General features: G+C 45.1%; 21 protein-coding genes. 9 read left to right on the forward strand and 12 right to left on the reverse strand.

The window, feature by feature from the left end; genetic code table 11:
* Window positions 1-64: 64 nt before the first annotated feature.
* Complete coding sequence (locus tag AM279_RS09380; RefSeq protein ID WP_054410246.1) at window positions 65-583, reverse strand: hypothetical protein; 519 nt, start codon at window positions 581-583, stop codon at window positions 65-67.
* 204 nt (window positions 584-787) lie between these two features.
* Between AM279_RS09380 and AM279_RS09385 the strand changes: the two genes are divergently transcribed.
* On the forward strand, window positions 788-2,170 hold the full coding sequence (locus AM279_RS09385) for an MATE family efflux transporter (protein WP_054407711.1): 1,383 nt from the start codon (window positions 788-790) through the stop codon (window positions 2,168-2,170).
* A 30-nt stretch (window positions 2,171-2,200) separates the two neighbouring features.
* A complete protein-coding gene (locus AM279_RS09390) occupies window positions 2,201-2,431 on the forward strand; it encodes a hypothetical protein (RefSeq protein ID WP_054407712.1) in 231 nt (76 codons plus the stop codon).
* A gap of 161 nt (window positions 2,432-2,592) precedes the next feature.
* Here the strand turns inward: AM279_RS09390 and meaB are convergent, their stop codons facing one another.
* The 3 genes from meaB to AM279_RS09405 all read right to left on the reverse strand — a co-directional run bounded on the left by meaB (window position 2,593) and on the right by AM279_RS09405 (window position 4,925).
* Window positions 2,593-3,672, reverse strand: a complete 1,080-nt coding sequence (gene meaB / locus AM279_RS09395; RefSeq protein ID WP_054407713.1) for a methylmalonyl Co-A mutase-associated GTPase MeaB — start codon at window positions 3,670-3,672, stop codon at window positions 2,593-2,595.
* 144 nt (window positions 3,673-3,816) lie between these two features.
* Window positions 3,817-4,464 carry an NAD(P)-dependent oxidoreductase gene (locus AM279_RS09400; RefSeq protein WP_054407714.1) on the reverse strand — a complete coding sequence of 216 codons (648 nt, stop codon included), beginning with the start codon at window positions 4,462-4,464 and terminating at the stop codon, window positions 3,817-3,819.
* Window positions 4,465-4,517: 53 nt separating this feature from the next.
* Window positions 4,518-4,925: an Rrf2 family transcriptional regulator gene (locus tag AM279_RS09405; RefSeq protein ID WP_054407715.1), complete on the reverse strand. Its 408-nt coding sequence runs from the start codon at window positions 4,923-4,925 to the stop codon at window positions 4,518-4,520.
* A gap of 121 nt (window positions 4,926-5,046) precedes the next feature.
* Between AM279_RS09405 and AM279_RS09410 the strand changes: the two genes are divergently transcribed.
* From AM279_RS09410 to AM279_RS09420, 3 genes are read left to right on the forward strand one after another with little or no spacing between them, the layout of a single operon-like run.
* Window positions 5,047-5,958: an AEC family transporter gene (locus AM279_RS09410; protein WP_054407716.1), complete on the forward strand. Its 912-nt coding sequence runs from the start codon at window positions 5,047-5,049 to the stop codon at window positions 5,956-5,958.
* Between the two features lie 60 nt (window positions 5,959-6,018).
* Window positions 6,019-7,230, forward strand: a complete 1,212-nt coding sequence (locus AM279_RS09415) for an MFS transporter (RefSeq protein WP_054407717.1) — start codon at window positions 6,019-6,021, stop codon at window positions 7,228-7,230.
* A 59-nt stretch (window positions 7,231-7,289) separates the two neighbouring features.
* A complete protein-coding gene (locus AM279_RS09420; protein WP_054407718.1) occupies window positions 7,290-7,715 on the forward strand; it encodes a DoxX family protein in 426 nt (141 codons plus the stop codon).
* Here AM279_RS09420 and AM279_RS09425 read toward each other — a convergent pair.
* Window positions 7,712-8,323, reverse strand: a complete 612-nt coding sequence (locus tag AM279_RS09425; RefSeq protein WP_160316440.1) for an SMI1/KNR4 family protein — start codon at window positions 8,321-8,323, stop codon at window positions 7,712-7,714. The genes AM279_RS09420 and AM279_RS09425 overlap by 4 nt on opposite strands.
* Before the next feature lie 72 nt (window positions 8,324-8,395).
* Between AM279_RS09425 and AM279_RS09430 the strand changes: the two genes are divergently transcribed.
* Window positions 8,396-9,802 (forward strand): FAD-binding oxidoreductase, encoded by a 1,407-nt coding sequence (locus AM279_RS09430; protein ID WP_054407720.1) that lies wholly within the window; start codon window positions 8,396-8,398, stop codon window positions 9,800-9,802.
* A 31-nt stretch (window positions 9,803-9,833) separates the two neighbouring features.
* Here AM279_RS09430 and AM279_RS09435 read toward each other — a convergent pair whose 3' ends face one another.
* Together AM279_RS09435 and AM279_RS09440 are read right to left on the reverse strand one after the other, a co-directional pair.
* Complete coding sequence (locus tag AM279_RS09435) at window positions 9,834-11,093, reverse strand: cation:proton antiporter (RefSeq protein WP_054407721.1); 1,260 nt, start codon at window positions 11,091-11,093, stop codon at window positions 9,834-9,836.
* A 133-nt stretch (window positions 11,094-11,226) separates the two neighbouring features.
* Window positions 11,227-11,799 (reverse strand): hypothetical protein, encoded by a 573-nt coding sequence (locus AM279_RS09440; RefSeq protein ID WP_054407722.1) that lies wholly within the window; start codon window positions 11,797-11,799, stop codon window positions 11,227-11,229.
* Between the two features lie 133 nt (window positions 11,800-11,932).
* On the opposite strand from AM279_RS09440, the gene AM279_RS09445 reads away from it, so the two are divergent.
* The gene (locus AM279_RS09445; RefSeq protein ID WP_074961647.1) at window positions 11,933-12,307 is read left to right on the forward strand and encodes an iron chaperone; all 375 of its coding nucleotides are present in this window, start codon (window positions 11,933-11,935) and stop codon (window positions 12,305-12,307) included.
* 119 nt (window positions 12,308-12,426) lie between these two features.
* Here the strand turns inward: AM279_RS09445 and secA are convergent, their stop codons facing one another.
* From secA to AM279_RS09465, 4 genes are all read right to left on the reverse strand, one after another.
* Complete coding sequence (secA, locus tag AM279_RS09450; RefSeq protein WP_054410248.1) at window positions 12,427-15,789, reverse strand: preprotein translocase subunit SecA; 3,363 nt, start codon at window positions 15,787-15,789, stop codon at window positions 12,427-12,429.
* A gap of 105 nt (window positions 15,790-15,894) precedes the next feature.
* Window positions 15,895-16,116 carry a DUF2795 domain-containing protein gene (locus AM279_RS09455; protein ID WP_002986941.1) on the reverse strand — a complete coding sequence of 74 codons (222 nt, stop codon included), beginning with the start codon at window positions 16,114-16,116 and terminating at the stop codon, window positions 15,895-15,897.
* Window positions 16,117-16,280: 164 nt separating this feature from the next.
* Entirely contained in the window at window positions 16,281-16,853 is a 573-nt protein-coding gene (locus tag AM279_RS09460) for a cob(I)yrinic acid a,c-diamide adenosyltransferase (RefSeq protein ID WP_054407724.1), read from the reverse strand.
* A 77-nt stretch (window positions 16,854-16,930) separates the two neighbouring features.
* Window positions 16,931-17,632 (reverse strand): ABC transporter ATP-binding protein, encoded by a 702-nt coding sequence (locus AM279_RS09465; protein ID WP_054407725.1) that lies wholly within the window; start codon window positions 17,630-17,632, stop codon window positions 16,931-16,933.
* Window positions 17,633-17,848: 216 nt separating this feature from the next.
* On the opposite strand from AM279_RS09465, the gene AM279_RS09470 reads away from it, so the two are divergent.
* Both AM279_RS09470 and AM279_RS09475 read left to right on the forward strand, forming a co-directional pair.
* Window positions 17,849-19,012: a sigma-54-dependent transcriptional regulator gene (locus tag AM279_RS09470; protein ID WP_054407726.1), complete on the forward strand. Its 1,164-nt coding sequence runs from the start codon at window positions 17,849-17,851 to the stop codon at window positions 19,010-19,012.
* A 79-nt stretch (window positions 19,013-19,091) separates the two neighbouring features.
* Window positions 19,092-19,748: a DEAD/DEAH box helicase gene (locus tag AM279_RS09475; RefSeq protein ID WP_054407727.1), complete on the forward strand. Its 657-nt coding sequence runs from the start codon at window positions 19,092-19,094 to the stop codon at window positions 19,746-19,748.
* Between the two features lie 111 nt (window positions 19,749-19,859).
* Here AM279_RS09475 and AM279_RS09480 read toward each other — a convergent pair whose 3' ends face one another.
* A complete protein-coding gene (locus AM279_RS09480; RefSeq protein ID WP_054407728.1) occupies window positions 19,860-20,744 on the reverse strand; it encodes a PPK2 family polyphosphate kinase in 885 nt (294 codons plus the stop codon).
* Window positions 20,745-20,764: the final 20 nt, after the last annotated feature.

Consider the following 20,764-nt stretch of genomic DNA (forward strand, 5'->3'; position numbering starts at 1 on the left):
TGCCGCAGGTTCTTCAAGGTTAGTTTTTTGAAATTTAGGTGTATATACTATTGAAGGAGTTTCCTTACAGCTTGAAACCATAGGCAATACGCAGCGCAATCTGGTCGGCATGAAAATCATTCATACCCTCATAGCGCACGCTTATATCAATAACATCGGTAGCATAACCTATGCCCGGCGCCCATAAAAACGTGGTTTCATCATAATCGTTGGTCACGGCAAAACCCGCACCCACTTCGCCCAGCACGTAGAACTGGTCTTCCCAAACAAAGGCTTTAAAACCTGCCTTGGCGGGAATAAAACCAAGGTCGCGAATTTCACCATCTCCAAAAAGGTTGGTAAAACCGGTAGTAAGCGTTAACGATGTACGCTTTGTCATATCATATTGCAGCCTTACATCGCCACCCAGTGCCCAGTTAAAATAGTCTCCGGTAGTAACACCACCGTTAACTGCAAAACCAAGGCGGAAGCCTCCGTCATAACCATCGTTTCTTATAACATCGGTTTCCTGTGCGGTTGCCGTTATACCTGCCAGCATCAAGCCGGATAGCAGCAGGCTTTTTAAATTGAACATCCTTTTCATAGTTTCATCCATTTAAGTTAGTGAAGTAAAATTACTACAACCTGATTATGGATATTTGTAATTTCCTGTTAATATATTATCAAAGAAATAATAAAATTAAGATTACACATAGATATTTAGCTGATTGATAATTATTTAAGAAATTCCATTTATACCACCAAACCTTCTTGCTACCTTTGCCTGCTTAATTATTTTGTGATTGTTATGAACCTATCGGCCTATACCAAAGAGTTTTCGGCAAATTTCCGCCTGGCATACCCTGTAATACTGGGCATGCTGGGGCATACACTTATAGGCCTGGTAGATAATATAATGGTAGGCCGCCTGGGCACAACAGAGCTCGCTGCTGTATCGTTAGGCAACAGCTTTGTGTTTATAGCCATGTCGGCTGGTATTGGGTTTTCTACAGCCCTTACCCCTATAGTAGCACAGGGCGATGCCGCTAAAGACACCGCCGGTATCCGTGCCGCACTGCACCATGGGTTGCTGCTGTGCACGCTTATAGGCTTATTTCTATTCACCATAGTATATTTTGCCACACCGCTTATGGATGCCATGGGCCAGCCAAGGGAGGTTATTGAAATGGCACGCCCTTTTATAGGCTGGGTGGGTTTTTCTATACTGCCCGCCATGATATTCCAGGGATACAAGCAGTTTGCCGATGGCATGAGCCAGACCAAGTATGATATGTATGCCGTAATCTTTAGCAACGTAATACACATTGGCCTTAACTACCTGCTTATTTATGGTGTGTGGGGATTGCCGAAACTGGGTATTATGGGTGCCGCACTGGGTACGGTAATATCGCGCATTGCACTGGTGCTGTATATGCACTTTGCCCTGACCAACGACAAAATACTTAAACCCTACTTTAAAGGTTTCAGCCTTGGGGAGTTTAAAATGGCCATGTTTAAAAAAATTGCAGGGCTTGGCGTGCTAAGCAGTATGCAAATGCTGTTTGAAGTGGCACTGTTTACCAGCGCGGTATGGCTAAGTGGTTTTTTAGGCAAAACCAGCCAGGCTGCCAACCAAATAGCCCTGAGCCTTGCCAGCCTTACCTTTATGTTTGCCATGGGATTAAGCGTTACGGCCATGATTCGCATTGGCAACCAAAAAGGATTAAAAGACTACGTTAACCTACGCCGTATAGCACGTTCTATTATACTAATGGCTATTGTGGTTGAAGCCGTCTTTGCATTACTGTTTGTGGCCCTGCACAATGTTTTGCCCTACTTGTTTATAAATGCCGAGAACGTAGCCCACGTAGCCGATACCGGCGAGGTAATTGCCATAGCTTCTAAACTACTGATTATCGCAGCCGTTTTCCAGCTGTCAGACGGGTTGCAGGTAGTGGTACTGGGCACACTACGCGGCCTGCAGGATGTAAAAATCCCAACGCTTATTACCTTTATCGCTTACTGGGTAGTAGGTTTCCCGCTGTGTTATTTCCTTGGGGTACATACCGGGCTGGGCGCCATAGGCATCTGGATAGGATTGCTGGCAGGGCTAACAGCCGCTGCATTATTTTTGTACCTTCGCTTTAATTATTTAACAAACAAACTTATCCATAAGGATGGCGAACTTTAAGACTTTACAACTTTCAAACTTTTGACTGAAATGGAATTACCAAAATTTTTACTTGCCGATAATACTGATTTTCCTGAAGATATCTTTATCATCCACCTTGATTACCCGCGTTTTATCATTAACCTGAAAGACGACGAGGTAGAAATGCTGGAAGAGCCCGAAGACCTTGATGAAAATGAACTTAACGAAGAAATGGAAGGGCTAATAGTTGCGGCCAACGAGTTTTACGACCGTGAAATGGAACGCTACGAGCAGGAGTAAAAAAGCTTCTTAGCCGCTGAGCTACTTAGCTACTAAGCAACTCTTTAGCTTTTAAAAGGTATGAGTGAAGCTATTCCCCTCCTTCGGAGGGGTGGCGAAGCCGGGGTGGGCTTATCACTATAATCGCTAAGCGGCTTAGAAGCTAAGGAGCTCAGTAGCTTCTACTTGAAATATTGACCCAACAAAACCTGTGCGGCTGCAAATGGCGACAACTCGCTGTTTTGCACCGCATTTTTTGTTTGTTCTAACAGGGATGCCATATCCGGGTTGCTGTAAAAACGTTCCAATAGCTGGCTGTTGATGGTTTCGGTAAGCCAATAGGCATTTTGCTCATGGCGCTTGGCATCAAAAAATCCGTTGGCTGTTACCGCTTCAAAATAACTGCTTATTTCCTGCCAAACCTCAGCAATACCTTCTTTCTCCAACGCACTGCATGTAGCCACTTTGGGTTGCCATCCTGATACCTTTACAGGAAAAAGATGCAATGCACGGTTGTACTCGGTTTTAGCCAGGCGGGCACGTTTTATGTTATCGCCATCGGCTTTGTTAATTACTACCAGGTCGGCCATTTCCATAATGCCACGCTTAATGCCCTGGAGTTCATCGCCCGCACCGGCAATCTGTAGCAGCAAAAAGAAATCGGCCATACTGTGAACGGCAGTTTCGCTTTGCCCTACACCTACTGTTTCGATTATAATGGTATCAAAACCGCAGGCCTCACACAAAATAATGGCCTCACGGCTTTTGCGCGCTACCCCCCCTAATGCCTCGCCGGAAGCCGAGGGGCGTATATAGGCATTTTCATCCTTAACCAGCTCTTCCATACGGGTCTTATCGCCCAAAATACTGCCGTGACTCAACGAACTACTGGGGTCAACCGCCAGTACCGCCACCTTTTTACCCAGGCCAGTAAGGTATTTACCAAACGCTTCAATAAACGTACTCTTGCCCACACCCGGCACACCTGTAATACCTATCCGCACCGACCTGTTAGCATGCGGCAGGCACTGCGCAATAACATCGGCCGCCTTTTGGCTGTGCGTGGGGTTAGTGCTTTCAATCAGCGTAATAGCACGGCTCAACGCGGTTTTATCTCCTTTAAGAATAGCCGACACAAGTTCATCTGCCGTAGGCTGTTTCCTGCGCAGGGCAATGTGGGCCATCGCCTGCGGGCTAATGGCTTCCGGCTGGTGCACACCGTGTATTTCGCTAAGGGCGCTATGCGGTTTTGGGTTGTCCAAAGGTTGTGGTATTTAGGGTAAAGTTACGGTATAGGCGCGAATTTAACTTATTTTATAAGCCACGAATTTCACAAATTATCACAAATGAAAGAGACGGATTCAATCCGTCTCTACTGCTATCTGCTATCTGATTACTGCCCGCTCTTAGTAAGCTGCCGTAAACCTTTGCTGGTGGTGCTTGGGGTTTTCAACCTCATCGGCCAGTACAACGGCTACGTCTTCGCCGCTCATGTAACTGCGGTTGTTTTCGTCAAACACAGGGTTGTCAAGGCCCAGGCGGTACTTGCCCGTGCGGCCTGTGGTAATACCCTGGTGCATTTCTATAGCGGGGCTAAAAAACACCCAGTCAAGCTCTTTTTCGTTTTTGATAACCTCAAGAAACTCGCGCGCTGCACCTGCACCCGGCTTGTACTCTTCAGGAAATTCAGGTGTATCAATAAGCTGAAGCCCCGGCGCAATATACAGGCTACCCGCACCACCTATGGTAATGTAGCGGCTAACACCCGCTTTTTTCACGGCTTCAACAATGGCAACAGAACCCGCAATAAAGTCTTCATAAATATTAGGATTCGTCCACCCGCTGTTGTAAGCGCTTACCACAGCATCATGGCCTTTAAGCACTTCGGCAAGGCCATCTGTATCAAGCACGTCAGCCTTAGTGTAGGTTACATTCTCTGTAGTTTCGCCTTCCGCTTTACGCGAAATGGCCGTTACCTGGTGGCCACGGCTTGCGAACTCTTTTACCAGTGAGGTGCCTAAAAATCCGGTGGCGCCTATAATTGCTACTTTCATACTTTTAAAATTTTATATGTTATAAAAAAAGTTACAGTTTTGTGTAAAAAAATTTAGAACTTGTCGCTAAAGCTTACAAGGTTAATATCCTTAAGCTCGCCACAAATGCATTTATTAATGTTCTGGTACAACTCATCGAGCGCTTCGTTTATCTTTTTGCCTACAGGACACGCCGGGTTAGGGTCGTTCTTGGCATAACCTAACGATACACAGTCAAACGTAAGGTTAAAAATATGTTCCAGCGTAATTTCTTCAGCGCGTTTGGCAAGGCGTGTACCGCCAAATTTACCTTCGCGGCTCTCTACAATACCGTGCTTTTTAAGGTTGCCAATTTCTTTGCGCACCAGCACCGGGTTTATGTTCAGGCTGCCGGCAATAAACTCAGATGACAAAAATTCATCTGGGAATTTAGTCATCAGCGTGAGAATGTGTAATGTAATGGCAAACTTTCCTGAAATCATTATACTAATAAAGAATGCACGAAATTAAAAAGTTTTTTTAAACTGCACTTATTTTTAGATGCATTTTCTTTATAATCTGTGCCAGGTGCTGCCTATCTTTACAAAAATTAACATTACGAGGATGGACAGCATCATACTCATCTTTATATGCCTGCTGGCGGGTTTTGGCCTGCGCTTTATTAAAAATGTACCGGCCAATGCCCATGTGGCGCTCAACCAGTTTGCCATTTACATATCGCTGCCTGCCCTTTCGTTATACTACATCCCAAAAATAGAAATCAGTGCAAGCCTTATATATGCCCTGGGTATGGGTTGGGTAGGCTTTTTTTTGTCATGGTTATTTTTTGCGGGCCTGGGCAGGGCACTCAGGTGGCCCAGGCGGCTAACAGGCTGCCTGATTATCACAGGCGGTTTTGCCAATACCTCATTCATAGGTTTCCCGGTTATTGAAGCACTGTATGGCAAAGCCGGCCTTGAAATAGCCATAATTGTAGACCAGCCCGGCACATTTGTAGCCGTTTCTACCATAGGCGTACTGGTGGCGGTGGCTTACTCAAAAGGCTCGGGGAGTTCGCGCGATATTGCCCGAAAAATAGCCCTCTTCCCCCCTTTTATTGCCTTTATTGTGGGACTGCTACTCAATGTTTTTGGCACCGACTTTACAGATGCCATGCAAAAAATGCTGCTACGGCTGGGTGGTACCGTTACCCCTATTGCATTGGTAGCCGTAGGCCTGCAACTTAAATTTGAGCGAAAAAGCAAATATTGGGGTTTCCTTTCGCTTGGGCTGTTGTACAAACTGGTACTCATGCCGTTGTTTTTCCTGATACTCTACCGCGTTATTTTGGGCGAAAAAACCCTTATAACCACCGTAAGCGTTATGGAAGCCGCCATGGCACCCATGATAACCGCCGCTATTTTAGCATCGGCAAACGGGCTAAAACCCAAGCTGGCCGGCATGATGATAGGTATTGGCATCCCCCTATCATTCATCAGTTTGGCAGCGTGGTATTATATCCTGACCATTTTTTAAGAAGATAAATCCCTGCTTTTCGGCGTTCAGTGCTTACTTTTGCAACATTAATTTTTGTACATGCAAACTACAGACACTGCCCTGCAAACCGACAATACGCAAAAAACCGTTTATTCTATACTTTTCTCAATAGCTTTTGCCCACCTGCTTAACGACCTTTTGCAGGCGGTTATACCCGCGGCATACCCTATACTGAAAGACAAATACGGCCTGACTTTTAGCCAGGTGGGGCTTATAACCTTCAGCTACCAGATGGCCGCATCATTGCTACAGCCGTTTGTTGGTTTTTATACCGATAAGAACCCCAAACCTTATTCACAAATTATAGGTATGGTATTTACCATAGTGGGTATTGCCCTTTTAAGCTATGCCGATAATTTTGAGCTTATACTCCTTTCGGTTATATTGGTAGGTATAGGTTCATCAATATTCCACCCGGAATCATCAAGGGTATCCTACCTTGCATCAGGCGGAAAACGCGGCCTGGCGCAGTCCATCTTCCAGATTGGCGGTAATACCGGTACGGCTCTTGGCCCACTACTTATAGCGTGGATTGTAGTGCCGCACGGCCAGGGCAATATAATGTGGTTTACATTGTTTGCCATAGTGGCTATGGGAGTACTTTTCCGCATTGCACAATGGTACCAAAGCCACCTGGCGCTTAGTGCCAAAAAGAAACCGGTTATTGTACTGCCTGATTTATCACCCGCACGTGTGGCCATTTCAGTAGTAATACTGCTCGTGCTTATCTTCTCAAAATACTTTTACATTGCCAGCCTTACCAGCTACTTTACGTTTTACCTTATGGCAAAATTTAGCCTTTCGGTTGAAGATTCTCAGTTTTACCTGTTTGTTTTCCTTGCAGCATTAGCCCTGGGCACACTGCTTGGCGGGCCGCTGGGCGATAAATTCGGCCGTAAGTATGTAATATGGCTTAGTGTGCTGGGTGTGGCGCCGTTTGCGTTGCTACTGCCTTATGCCAACCTGTTCTGGACAAGCGTGCTTTCAGTAATTATTGGCCTGTTACTGGCTTCGGCATTTCCTGCCATATTGGTTTATGCACAGGAACTGCTCCCTAAAAAACTGGGTATGGTAAGCGGGTTGTTCTACGGCTTTGCCTTTGGTATGGGTGGGCTCGGCTCGGCATTACTGGGCAACCTGGCCGACCACGAGGGTATTGAATATGTATACACCCTATGTGCCTACCTGCCGCTTATAGGCGTTATAGCCGTGTTTTTACCAAATCTTAAAAAGAAAGCAAAGGCTAATTAACACGATTTCTGTAATTAATTTCTTAACTTTAGGCCACTATTACCTAAACGCCTAATTTTATGTGGATTTTTGACAGTTCGATAGATAAAAAAATGAACAGCTTTGCGCTGTTACTGCTCCGTATTGTAGTGGGATGCTTTATGCTAACCCACGGTGTTGCAAAATACAAAACGCTGATGGATGGAGGCGAATTTGCCGACCCTATTGGCATTGGCTCATCGGCCTCATTATGGCTGGCTGTTTTTGCCGAGCTGGTGTGTTCTGCCCTGCTTATTATTGGCTTTGCTACAAGAATAGCCGTTGTGCCACTACTTATAACCATGATTGTTGCCGTATTTATAGTGCACAGTGCCGACCCTTTTGGCAACAAAGAAGTAGGCGGACTGTATCTTATAATTTACGTGCTGCTGCTTATTACCGGTGGTGGTAAATATTCTATAGACGGGCTTATAGGCAAAAAGAATAAAAAGAGGGGGTATTATTAGTATCCGTCAGGGTTCTCCAGCCAAAAAGGCACCGGTTGCAAATTGGCGGGAATAACCTCGTTACTTACATATTCAAAAACGTCTTTTGCAATTGCCCGGGCTATATTATCTGCATAAATAATAATATCCCTGCCTACCATAGAAAGCATACGCCCTGTACCGTCAAACACCAGGCATCGGTGCCCGTAAACCGGTATAATAAATGGAACTTTACCGGCAAGCATATCCTGGCGGGTAATGTTGTTATCTTCGCATATCCGGTCAATTTGTTGGTTAATGCTTGGCAAATCATCAGGATAAGAATAAAACGCTGGCTTAAGTCCTGGTTCAGCCTTTACATCACCTTTAAAGTCTACGCCCGGCCTGTCGAGCCCATTCATGGTTTTATAAAAGCCACGCAACACATCAGGAAAGGTAATTCCCATGGCTGCTTCAAAAGCATCTAATTCGGCATCAGTAAGCCCTTTCTTCCATTTAGAACCTTCCTGAACCTGAACACCCCAGCACTTGGTATATCCCGCTTTTAGCCAATACCTCTCAGTGGCTTCTTTTAATTTTGTAAAATCTGCACAGTTATCCTGCAAACTATTGATGACTTTGGGTTTCATTTTTGCCATATTTCAAATATAGAAAATGCAATCCGGATATAAATAGTATTTTTGAGGCCATAACTTAGCACTATGAGCGACTTCAATATAACGGCATTATTACCCCATCTCCACGCCATAACCGGCCCAGATTTTGTTTTTACCGATGATGAAACCCGCACCCGCTACGGCCATGATGAGACTGAAGATTTCAGCTTCCCACCTAATGTAGTGGTAAAACCAGGTACGCCACAGGAAATCTCTGCTATTATGCAGCTGGCTAACGAATATAAAATTCCCGTGGTACCCATAGGTGCACGGACCGGGCTTAGTGGTGGTGCACTGAGCATATACGGTGGCATTGGCCTGAGTATGGAGCGTTTTACCAAACTGGAAATTGACGAAAAAAACCTGCAGGCAATAGCTGAACCATCAGTCATAACACAGGTGCTTCGGGAGGCAGCCTTTGAGAAAGGCCTGTTTTACCCGCCAGACCCCAGCAGCCAGGGTAGTTGCTCAATAGGCGGTAACATTGCCGAGAACAGCGGCGGGGCACGTGCCGTAAAATATGGCGTTACTAAAGATTATGTACTTAACCTTGAGGTGGTGCTGCCTAACGGCGACATTATCTGGACGGGAGCCAACACCCTTAAAAATTCTACCGGGTACAACCTTACACAGCTTATGGTTGGCAGCGAGGGTACCCTGGGCATCATTACTAAAATTGTGCTGAAGCTAATCCCTAAAACCAGCCACAATGTGCTCATGCTTATCCCTTTCTTTAAGGCCGGGCAGGCGTGCGAGGCTGTTGCCGAAATTTTCCGCGCCGGGATTGTGCCCAGCGCGCTTGAGTTTATGGAGCGCGATGCCATAGACTGGGGCTTAAAATACCTGGACAACACCAGCCTGAATATTAAACCCGAAGTACAGGCACACCTGCTGGTAGAAGTAGACGGTAATTACCCAGATGTACTGTTTGCCGAAGCTGAAAAAATTATGGGCGTGGTAGAGCAGTTTGAAATTGACGAAATTTTATTCGCCGATACCGAAGACCAGAAGAATGCCCTTTGGAAACTGCGTCGCACGGTTGCCGAGGCTGTAAAATCAAACTCAATTTATAAAGAAGAAGATACTGTGGTGCCACGCTATGAGTTGCCTACGCTGCTGGACGGGATTAAACGTATTGGCAGCAAATATGGTTTCCAGTCGGTGTGCTACGGCCATGCGGGCGACGGCAACCTGCACGTAAACATTATAAAAGGCAACATGACCGATGAAAACTGGCTGGTGGAAGTACCCAAGGGCATCCGTGAGATATTTGAGCTTACGGTTTCGCTAAAAGGCACGCTTAGTGGCGAGCACGGCATTGGCTACGTACAAAAAAACTACATGGATATTGCTTTTCCTGATGCCAACCTGCAACTTATGAAAGGCATAAAGCAGCTTTTTGACCCGAATAATATTCTCAACCCGGGTAAGATACTACCGGATAATTTATAAAGATAAAGCCTGCAAATTGCAGGCTTTATCTTTATAAAGGTTGATTGGTAAGGCTTTCTTTCGCCAGGGTTTTAGTGGCAAATTTGCCAATGGTAAGCCCCTGAACAATTATTGAGAATACCACCACAAAGTAGGTTATAGCCACAATAACATCGGTATACGGGCCGTCTTTTATTGACAGCGCCAGGGCAATACTAACACCGCCGCGCAGGCCTCCCCATACCAGTATTTTAATGGTACCCTTGCTAAACTTCTCGCGGAAGCGGATAAACTTGGTAGGCAGCCAGATGGATATGTAGCGCGACATAAGCACCAGCACCACACAGGCCAGGCCAGGCAGCCAGTAGTTTTCCATATTTTTAACAATAAGCATCTGGAAGCCTATAAACAGGAATAATATGGCGTTGAGTATCTCGTCATTCAGTTCCCAAAACTTATCAAGGTAGTCTTTTGTAAGGGTAGACATAGCATAGCGCTTGCGCAGGTTGCCTATTAGTATCCCTGCAAAAACCATGGTAAGCGGGCCCGAAATATGCAGCGAATGCGCTATTAAATAACCGCCCATAACTACTGAAAGGGTTATGAGTACTGACACCTTGTAATCATCTATCTTGCGCATGGCACGCGATGCCGTTAGCCCTAAAGCTACCCCCAGCACAAAACCGCCACCGGCCTCTTTAAGAAAGAGCCAGCCTATGTTAAGCGCACTCATATCCTGCGATTCTCCCTGTGCCAGTTGTAATAATACCGCAAATACCACAACAGCTACACCATCGTTAAATAACGATTCGCCTGCAATCTTGGTTTCGAGTGATTTTCGCACCTTGGCCTGTTTCAGAATACTGAGCACCGCTACCGGGTCGGTTGGCGATATAAGCGCACCAAACAGCAGGCAGTATATATACGGAATTTCAAGGCCTTTTATGGGGATAAAATACACCAGCGTACCCACCACAAAGGTAGAGATTACCACACTTACGGTAGAAAACGTCATGATAGGGCCGCGCTGCTCGCGAAGGTCTTTAAGGTTAATGTGCACCGCCCCGGCAAAAAGCAGGAAGTTTAGCATGGCCCCCATAAGGAGCTCGGTAAAGTCAAAACCATGTATAAGGGTAGAAATACGCAGCAGCGTATTAGGGAAAATATTGCCAAATGCCACCAGGAATATAGAAACTGCCATGGCCAGCACCATGATGCCTATTGTAGACGGCAACTTTAAAAAACGGACATTGAGGTAAGCAAAAAAACTGGCCAGCACTATGAGTACCGATAAAGAATAGTATAATTCCATGGGCGTAAGAACGAATAATTTTTATAAGCGTATAGCTACAAATATATCAAAAAATGCCCTTAAAACCCAATTTAAACTTTCTAAAAATAGAAAATCCCTCAATTATGAGAGATTTTTTTAAATTATTATGCAATTACAGCCCTAATCCTTTTAATACCTTTTCTGTAAATATTTTTACCAGCAGCGGCCTGCCCGAACGGCTTAAAAACGTCCACTTGTTATTGGTAAGGCTGTCTGCAACCGCAATTACTTCATCCTTTTTTTTAATGATTATAGAACTGTCTGCCTCATTAAAAATCACATCCTGTGTATTCATACCGGCTTTAAGGGTTTCTACCATTTCATTCCCCTCCTGCTTTGTAAGTTTAGACGTGAAAATCATTTTCATCTGGCTGTCGTATTTTACAAGGCTATAGTTGCCACCATCAATATTTTTTATTTTGCTGTATTCTGCATTAAGCGGGGTTTGCAAAAACAACAGGCTGTAGCCATTTCCGTTAGCCATACTCTTAAGGCTCTCAATAAGCTTATCTTTAGGCACCACCTCAAATATTTTTGGGTAATACATTTCGGCAAGGGCTTCATGGTTTCCTGCAACCGAATTACTACACCATGCTGCCAGCCGCGTTTCAAGTTCCTTTTGGGTTTGCGCAAAAGCAGTAAGGGTACATAAAAATAAGGCTATAGCCAAAATCCGGGTTTTCATTATGCTATAATTTTAGCAAATATAGGTAAACCTGATTTGGCAAACGTTAAAAATGGCTGTTTTGCCACCCACAGCTGTCGGGTTTACACCATCATGCAATCATTTGTTATAACTAACTTTGATAAAAAACAACATGCTATCAGTAGACGAATATATTAACAACCAGCCCCCTGCCTACCAGGACAGCCTTAACCGTATGCGGGCTTTTATACAATCTAAAATCCCGCCGCAAAGCGAAGAGAAAATAAGCTACATGGTGCCGTGCTACTACTATCACTATTCGCTTGTAGGCTTTGGCGTAAGCAAAAACCACATTAGCTTTTACACCATGAGCCCAAAACTGGTTGCAGAGCTAAAGGATGAACTTAAGGATATAAAGCACTTCGGCAGCACCATACACTTTCCGCTTGACAAGCCGTTTCCGGAAACGTTGCTTAAGAAAATCATTAACATCAGGATTAAGGAAAATGAAGCCAGGGCTTTAGCTAAGAAGAAAAAACAGCTTTAAGATTGCCGCACTCCGCAAGCTCCGTTCGTGACTAGTCCTAAAATAACGATACAGNTCGCAAAGACAAAAAAAATCCCGTAAGGCAGCCTTACGGGATTTTTAATATTTATAGTTGCAGATTACTCGTTAGTAATAATCCACTCGCCGGTTGCCAAAAGGCTTTCGGCTTTTTTAAACTTCATGGTTTCGGTTTTGCCGCTCATTACGTGCTTAAGCGTAACATTGTCGTTACGGTTAATTTTTGGGGCATCCCTTACAATGGTTTCAGTAACCTGTGGGCGCTGCTGGCTTTGTTGGGCCACTTCGCGCGCTGCTGCTGCCATTTCATCCGTATTCAGTACTTCTTCCTTAGATTCTATGTACTGCTCCTGGCGTTGTGGCTGTTGCCTTGCTTCCTGAACCGCATTAGGGTTTTGAGCAGGAAGGTCGGCCTTAAACAGGAACGAAATCACATCGCGGTTAATTTGGTCAAGTGTTTTCTTGAACAGTTTAAACGCCTCTTCCTTATAAATAAGAAGCGGGTCTTTTTGCTCGTGCACCGCCAGCTGAACCGACTGCTTAAGCTCGTCCATCTTACGAAGGTGTTTTTTCCAGGCTTCGTCTACAATGGCAAGGGTAATGTTCTTTTCAAAATCATCTATAAGCGTACTGCCTTCAGTCTGGTATGCCTTTTCAAGGTTGGTAACCACGTTAAGGGTTTTTATACCATCGCTAAACGGCACCACAATGCGCTCATACTGGCCGTTGTTGTTTTCATACACATTCCTTATAACCACAAAAGCTTCAGTAGCATTGCGCTCGTTCTTCTCGGCATAAGCCTCCTGAACGGCTTTATATACTTTAGCTGTAAGCTGGGTTTCATTAAGCCTTGTAAACTCTTCTGTGCTTACCGGTGCGCTTATAGAAAACGCACGTATAAGCTCAAACTCAAAGTTTTTAAAGTCGTTTGTAAGCTTGTTGTTTTCAACAATAGCCTCTGCCGTATCATACATCATGTCGGCAATATCTATCTTAAGCCTGTCGCCAAAAAGGGCGTGCTTACGTTTTTTGTATACGTTTTCACGCTGCTTGTTCATAACGTCGTCATATTCAAGCAGGCGCTTACGCTGGCCAAAGTTGTTTTCTTCCACTTTTTTCTGCGCACGCTCTATCGATTTTGTCATCATAGAGTGCTGTATAACCTCACCTTCCTTAAGACCCATACGGTCCATAATTTTGGCTACGCGCTCAGAACCGAACAAACGCATCAGGTTATCTTCAAGCGACACATAAAACTGAGAGCTTCCCGGGTCGCCCTGACGGCCTGAACGGCCTCGCAGCTGGCGGTCTACACGGCGAGAGTCGTGACGCTCTGTACCTATAATGGCAAGTCCACCTTTAGCTTTCACTTCGGCAGTAAGCTTAATGTCGGTACCACGGCCGGCCATGTTGGTAGCAATGGTTACCACACCTTCTTTACCGGCTTCGGCTACAATGTCGGCCTCTTTTTTGTGAAGCTTGGCGTTTAGCACGTTGTGGTTAATACCCCTCATTTTAAGCATACGGCTTAAAAGCTCAGATATTTCTACCGATGTGGTACCAATAAGTACCGGACGGCCTGCTTTAGAAAGTTCAACGGTGTCTTCTATAACCGCGTTGAATTTCTCGCGCATTGTTTTATAAATAAGGTCGTGGTGGTCTTTACGGGCAATACCGCGGTTAGTAGGTATTTCTACCACGTCAAGCTTGTATATTTCCCAGAATTCGCCTGCTTCTGTAACAGCAGTACCGGTCATACCGCCCAGCTTGCTGTACATCCTGAAATAGTTTTGCAGGGTAATGGTAGCAAAGGTTTGTGTAGCAGCCTCAATTTTAACGTTCTCCTTGGCCTCAATAGCCTGGTGAAGCCCGTCTGAATAGCGGCGGCCATCCATAATACGGCCGGTTTGCTCATCTACAATCATGATTTTGTTATCCATGATTACATATTCTACATCTTTTTCAAAAAGCGTGTAGGCTTTTAAAAGCTGTGTAAGGGTATGGATACGCTCACTCTTAACCGAGAAATCCCTGAAAAGCACCTCTTTAAGCTCGGCCTCAGCCTCTTTTTCAAGGTTTTTCTTTTCTATGTTGGCAATTTCAGTACCAATATCCGGCAGTACAAAGAAATCACTGTCAGTATCCTGGCTCAGGAATTTAATACCGTTATCGGTAAGTTCTACCTGGTTGCTTTTTTCTTCTATAACAAAGTACAATGCCTCATCAACCTTGTGCATATCGCGGTTGTTATCGGCCATGTACTGGCTTTCTGTTTTTTGTAGCAGCTGCTTAACGCCTTCCTCACTCAGGAATTTAATAAGCGCCTTGTTTTTCGGCAAACCGCGGTGCACCCTCAATAGCTGGAAGCCACCTTCTTTAGTATTGCCTTCTTTTATAAGTTTTTTGGCTTCAGCCAATACACCATTAAGTAGTGTACGCTGCAGGTTAACCAAGTGGTCTACCTTTGGCTTAAGCTCATTAAACTCGTGGCGGTCGCCCTGCGGCACCGGGCCAGATATAATAAGCGGTGTACGGGCGTCATCTACAAGTACCGAGTCAACCTCATCCACAATAGCATAGTTATGCTTGCGCTGAACAAGGTCTGACGGTGCATGTGCCATGTTGTCGCGCAGGTAGTCAAAACCAAATTCGTTGTTTGTACCATAAGTAATATCAGCAGCATAAGCACGACGGCGGCCTTCGCTGTTAGGCTGGTGGTTGTCTATACAATCTACCGTAAGCCCGTGGAATTCAAACAGTGGCGCTTTCCAGGTGCTGTCACGCCTTGCAAGGTAGTCGTTAACGGTTACAAGGTGCACACCGTTACCGGTAAGCGCGTTAAGGTATAGTGGAAGCGTAGCCACAAGGGTTTTACCTTCACCGGTTTGCATCTCTGCAATTTTACCCTGGTGCAATACAATACCGCCTATTAGCTGCACATCATAATGTATCATGTCCCAGGTAATTTCGTTACCTGCGGCATTCCATTTATTGGCCCAGCTGGCTGTATCGCCCTGTATGGTTATGTAAGGCTTGGTAGCCGAAAACTCCCTGTCTTTAGGTGTTGCCGTAACGGTAACAGTGTCGTTTTCCTTAAAGCGGCGTGCAGTTTCTTTAACAACGGCAAACGCTTCAGGCAGTATTTCAAGAAGGGTTTTTTCGGTAATATCATAGGCCTCTTTTTCAAGCGCATCGATAGAAGCATAAATATCTTCGCGGGCATCTATGTCTTTAGTGTTTTCTATCTGCTCAAGGTATGAGGCTATTTTAGCATCTTTATCGGCACGTGCCTTTTTGATGGTATCTTTAAAATATACCGTTTTTTCCCTAAGCTCATCGTGAGAAAGCTGTGCCAGCGCACCCTCATAAGACTTAATCTTATTAACGAGCGGCTGCAGGGCCTTTACGTCTTTTTGAGACTTATCGCCCACAAAGGCTTTAAGAATACTGTTTATTAAACTCATTATATTTGTTTTAACTTGTGTTATTATCAATAAAATAGCGTGCAAATTTAACCAAAAAAAAAGCCTCCTGAAAGAGACTTTTCATTTTGAATTTATTTCGCGCCTTTAATATTCATCCTCATTCCAAAGATAATCTTCGTCTGTAGGATAATCCGGCCATATTTCTTCCATAGATTCATATATCTCGCCTTCGTCTTCTATAGACTGCAGGTTTTCTACCACTTCAAGCGGCGCTCCTGTCCTGATGGCGTAGTCGATCAGCTCGTCTTTGGTAGCCGGCCACGGGGCATCACTTAAATAAGATGCCAATTCTAATGTCCAATACATCTCTAAACGATTAAAGTTTTATGCAAAAATAAATTTTCTACTGAAAAAGTCAAGTAAAAAGTTGTTTATTTTAATTTAAAGAACGTTTAATTAGTTTTCAGTCGCAGTCCCGGTTTACAGTATTGCGGTTTCTGCCAACTGCGACTGCGACTGAAAACTAAAAATCACAGCTTTTCAGGTATCCATTTTACCTCATTGGCATGCAGGTCTTTCGACAACTTTCGTGCCAATACAAAAAGGTAGTCAGAAAGGCGGTTTAAGTATGCCAAAACCAGTACATCTACGGGTTCAATCTCATTTAAATGTACCGAAAGTCGCTCTGCCCTGCGGCACACACACCTTGCTATATGACAGTATGACACGGTTGTATGGCCGCCAGGAAGCACAAAATGCGTCATGGGCTCCAGCTGGCTTTCCATGGTGTCTATCTCTTTTTCAAGGAATTCGATATCGTTTTCAGTAATTTTAGGAATATTAAGGCGGTCCTGCCCGTTTTTAAGCACGGCTTTCTCCGGGTCGGTTGCCAATATGGCACCTAATGTAAAGAGCCTGTCCTGCACGCGCTCTAAAACCTGCCGGTAATAATGGTTAATTTCCTGGTCGCGGATAAGGCCAATGTGGCTATTAAGCTCGTCAACAGTGCCGTAGCTTTCTATGCGTATATGGTGCTTGGGCACACGCGTACCGCCAAAGAGTGCGGTGGTGCCTTTATCGCCTGTTTTTGTGTAGACTTTCATTGTAAGAAGCTTCTTAGCTTCTTAGCTCCTTAGCTCCTTAGCAGCTCAATGGCTTAGAAGCTAAGCGGCTAAGCAGCTTATTTATGCGGATTAGGATTCACTGTATCGCTTTCAATAATGCCGTCGCGCAGGCGGATAACACGGTGCGCATATGCGGCAATATCTTCTTCGTGGGTAACCAATATTACGGTATTGCCGTTGGCGTGTATATCGCCAAAAAGTTTCATAATTTCTACCGATGTTTTACTGTCAAGGTTACCGGTGGGTTCATCGGCCAATATTATAGACGGGTGGTTAACCAGCGCCCTGGCTACGGCTACCCTTTGCCTTTGCCCTCCCGAAAGCTGGTTGGGGCGGTGGTCCATACGGTCGTTAAGGCCCACCTGGGTTAGCACCTCGGTGGCACGAGCATGCCGCTCCTGCTTTTTAAAGCCTGCATATACCATAGGAAGCCCTACATTATCGAGCGCCGTGGTGCGGGGCAGCAGGTTAAACGTCTGGAATACAAAACCTATTTCTTTATTCCGGATGCCGGCCAACTCATTATCGGTCATTATACTTACGTCTTTACCGTTTAGTATGTAATTACCGGCAGTTGGGGTATCAAGGCAACCCAGTATGTTCATAAACGTACTCTTACCGGAGCCCGAAGGCCCCATTAAGGCTACATATTCGCCTTTATTTATGGTAAGGTCTATGCCTTTTAGTACCTGTATTATTTCGCCGCCAAGCGGAAAATCACGCTTTATATTCTTTATTTGTATAATGGGTTGGGCCATGGTGCAATTTTGAGGCTTAAAAGTAAAAACTTTATTTTAGACTTAAAGTGTTAGTAGAGAGTTTTTAAATTATGTTACACAAAACAATACCCTTTTACCATTTATTTATAAGGCTATTGTAGGGCATTTCCGCTTATAATCGTTATTTTTGAGGCAGGTTGTTTGGGTTAAGTCGAACAATCGAAAAATCCAATCATCTAACAATCTTAAAAAGAGATGCCTAAAATACTTGTAATAGAAGACGAAGCCGCCATTCGCCGTGTGCTGGGCAAAATACTGAGCGAGGAAAACGACACCTACAAGGTAGAAGAAGCCGAAGACGGGCTGGCCGGCCTTGAAAAGATAAAAAATGACGATTATGACCTGGTACTGTGCGACATAAAGATGCCCAAAATGGACGGCGTAGAAGTACTGGAGGCCGTAAAAAAGATAAAACCCGAAATACCTTTTGTAATGATATCGGGCCACGGCGACCTCGAAACCGCCATTAACACCATGCGCCTGGGGGCTTTTGACTACATAAGCAAACCACCCGACCTTAACCGCCTGCTTACCACCGTGCGCAATGCTCTTGACCGCAAAACCCTTGCTACTGAGAACAAAACGCTTAAAAAGAGGGTAAGCAAAAGCTATGAAATGATAGGCGAAAGCGCCCCCATAAACCATATTAAGGAAATTATAGAAAAGGTAGCCCCTACTGAAGCCCGTGTGCTTATAACCGGCCCTAACGGTACCGGAAAAGAGCTTGTAGCCCACTGGCTGCACGAAAAAAGCGAGCGTGCAACGGCCCCGTTTATAGAGGTTAACTGCGCTGCCATACCCAGCGAACTGATTGAAAGCGAACTTTTTGGACACGTTAAGGGTGCATTTACGAGCGCCGTAAAAGACCGTTCCGGCAAGTTTGAAGCCGCCGATAAGGGCACTATTTTCCTGGATGAAATAGGCGATATGAGCCTGCCTGCCCAAGCCAAGGTGCTGCGTGCGCTACAGGAAAACATGATACAACGTGTTGGTGCTGAGAAAGATATAAAGGTAGACGTGCGTGTAGTAGCCGCTACCAACAAAGACCTGCAAAAGGAAATTGCCGAAGGCCGTTTCCGGGAAGACTTATACCACCGCCTTGCCGTAATACTTATTAAAGTACCGGCGCTTAACGACAGGCGCGATGACATACCCCTTCTTATAGAGCACTTTACCGCCCGCATTGCCGGAGAGCAAGGCACCGCCCAGAAAAGGTTCAGCCCTGAGGCCATAAAGCTGCTGCAGGAATATGACTGGACGGGCAACATCCGCGAGCTGCGCAACGTAGTAGAACGCCTTATTATACTGGGTGGTAGCGAAATCAGTGAGACAGATGTGAAGCTTTTCGCAAGTAAATAGTATTTTTGCCACGAATTACACCAGTTTGTCTAATTCAAAATTTGTGATAATTAGTGCAATTCGTGGCAAAACAATTCTTATGAAACTAAAAAAAATAAACCCAAACCTGCAAAAAGCCCTTGAAGAACAAGGCTTTACCGAACCCACCGAACTGCAACGCGACAGCTTTGGCTCCGTTAAAAGTGGTGCCGACTGCGTTATAGCGGGCCCGCAGGAAGAAGGGAAGTCTACTGCCATAGTAATCAACGTGATACAGCGCCTGGAAAAGGCAGTACTCATAGCCCCGCGTGCCCTGATTATGGTGCAGGACAAGGAGAAAATGCTTGAAATGATGGAGATTTTCAGGCAGTTAGGCCAGTATACCGACCTCCGCGTATATGGCGTGCACGACAAGACCGACCTCGATAACGACAAGAACCAGATATCTGTAGGCATAGACGTACTTATAGGCACCCCAAACAGGCTTAATGAAATGTTCAGTACAGCAGGATATGACGTTAACCAACTGAAAATGTTTATAGTAGACGACACTGAAACCATGCTACGCAACAGGCTGGAACCCAAAATCTTCCGCCTTAGCGATAGTATTGGCAAAACCCAGCGCCTGTTTTTTACCGATATTATTACCGAACGCGTAGAGCTCCTGGCCGACCGTATAATGGTTGAACCCCTGTTTTTAGAGCTCGACGATGAAGAAGATTTTGATGAAAATTTCGATGAAGAATCTGAAGATTAATCTTCAGGTTTTTCTTTTATTTTCGTTGCAAAAAAGGGCTAATTTTTCACTTTTGGACTTTGGATTCACGGTGTGAAATCAATTTTCAGTTTAACTGAAAACTGCTACCTGCTATCTGCCATCTTCACTTTCGAGTTTTCGCTTATAAGCGTTAATATTTTCCAGCACGGTTTCGTCAACTTCCGGTTCGTGGAAATCATATTTTTCAAGTTCGTGCAAAATGGCTTTGGCCACTAACAGCCTTGCCGTTTTTTTGCTGTCGGCCGGTATGCAGTACCACGGTGCGTGCGCGGTTGAAGTATGGTTTATGGCCTCCTCATAATACTTTTGGTACTCGTCCCACAGCTGGCGCTCATCAAGGTCGGCCGGGCTAAACTTCCAGTTGTGGTTTTTCAGGTTCAGCCTGCGCAGTAACCGCTGGCGTTGCTCCTCCTTGCTTATATTCAAAAAGAATTTTAGCACCACAGTACCGTTTTGGGCCACATGGCGCTCAAAATCGTTAATCTGCTTAAAGCGCTGCGCCCAGAAATCGGCCGGTATATCTCCCACTGCTTCAATGCCCGGCAGGTTTTCCTTCAGTAAATAATCAGGGTGCACACGGGTAACCAGCACATTTTCATAATGCGATCGGTTAAACACCGCAAACTTACCCCTTTCGGGCAGGGCCACATAATGCCGCCACAGGTAGTCGTGCTTCAGCTCAAGCGCCGTGGGCTGCTTAAAGCTGAACACATTAACACCACGGGCATTAAAATTTTTAAACACCTGTTTTATAAGGCTGTCCTTGCCGCTGGTGTCCATCCCCTGCAATACAATCAGTACGCTGTAGCGGTTATTGGCATACATCTTGTCCTGTAGCTTACCAAGCTGCTTGCTTACTTCGCCAAGTGCTTCCTTAAGCTCGTCGTGCGTACCGGGGTGGCCTATAGACGTTTTACAACCCGCAATGGCAAAGCGGCTGGTAACCTTAAAATCTTCAGGATGGAGGGCCTTCATATACAAAATGGTTTATCTTT

The organism is Flavobacterium akiainvivens (assembly GCF_001278115.1).
Classification (GTDB): Bacteria; Bacteroidota; Bacteroidia; order Flavobacteriales; family Flavobacteriaceae; genus Flavobacterium; species Flavobacterium akiainvivens.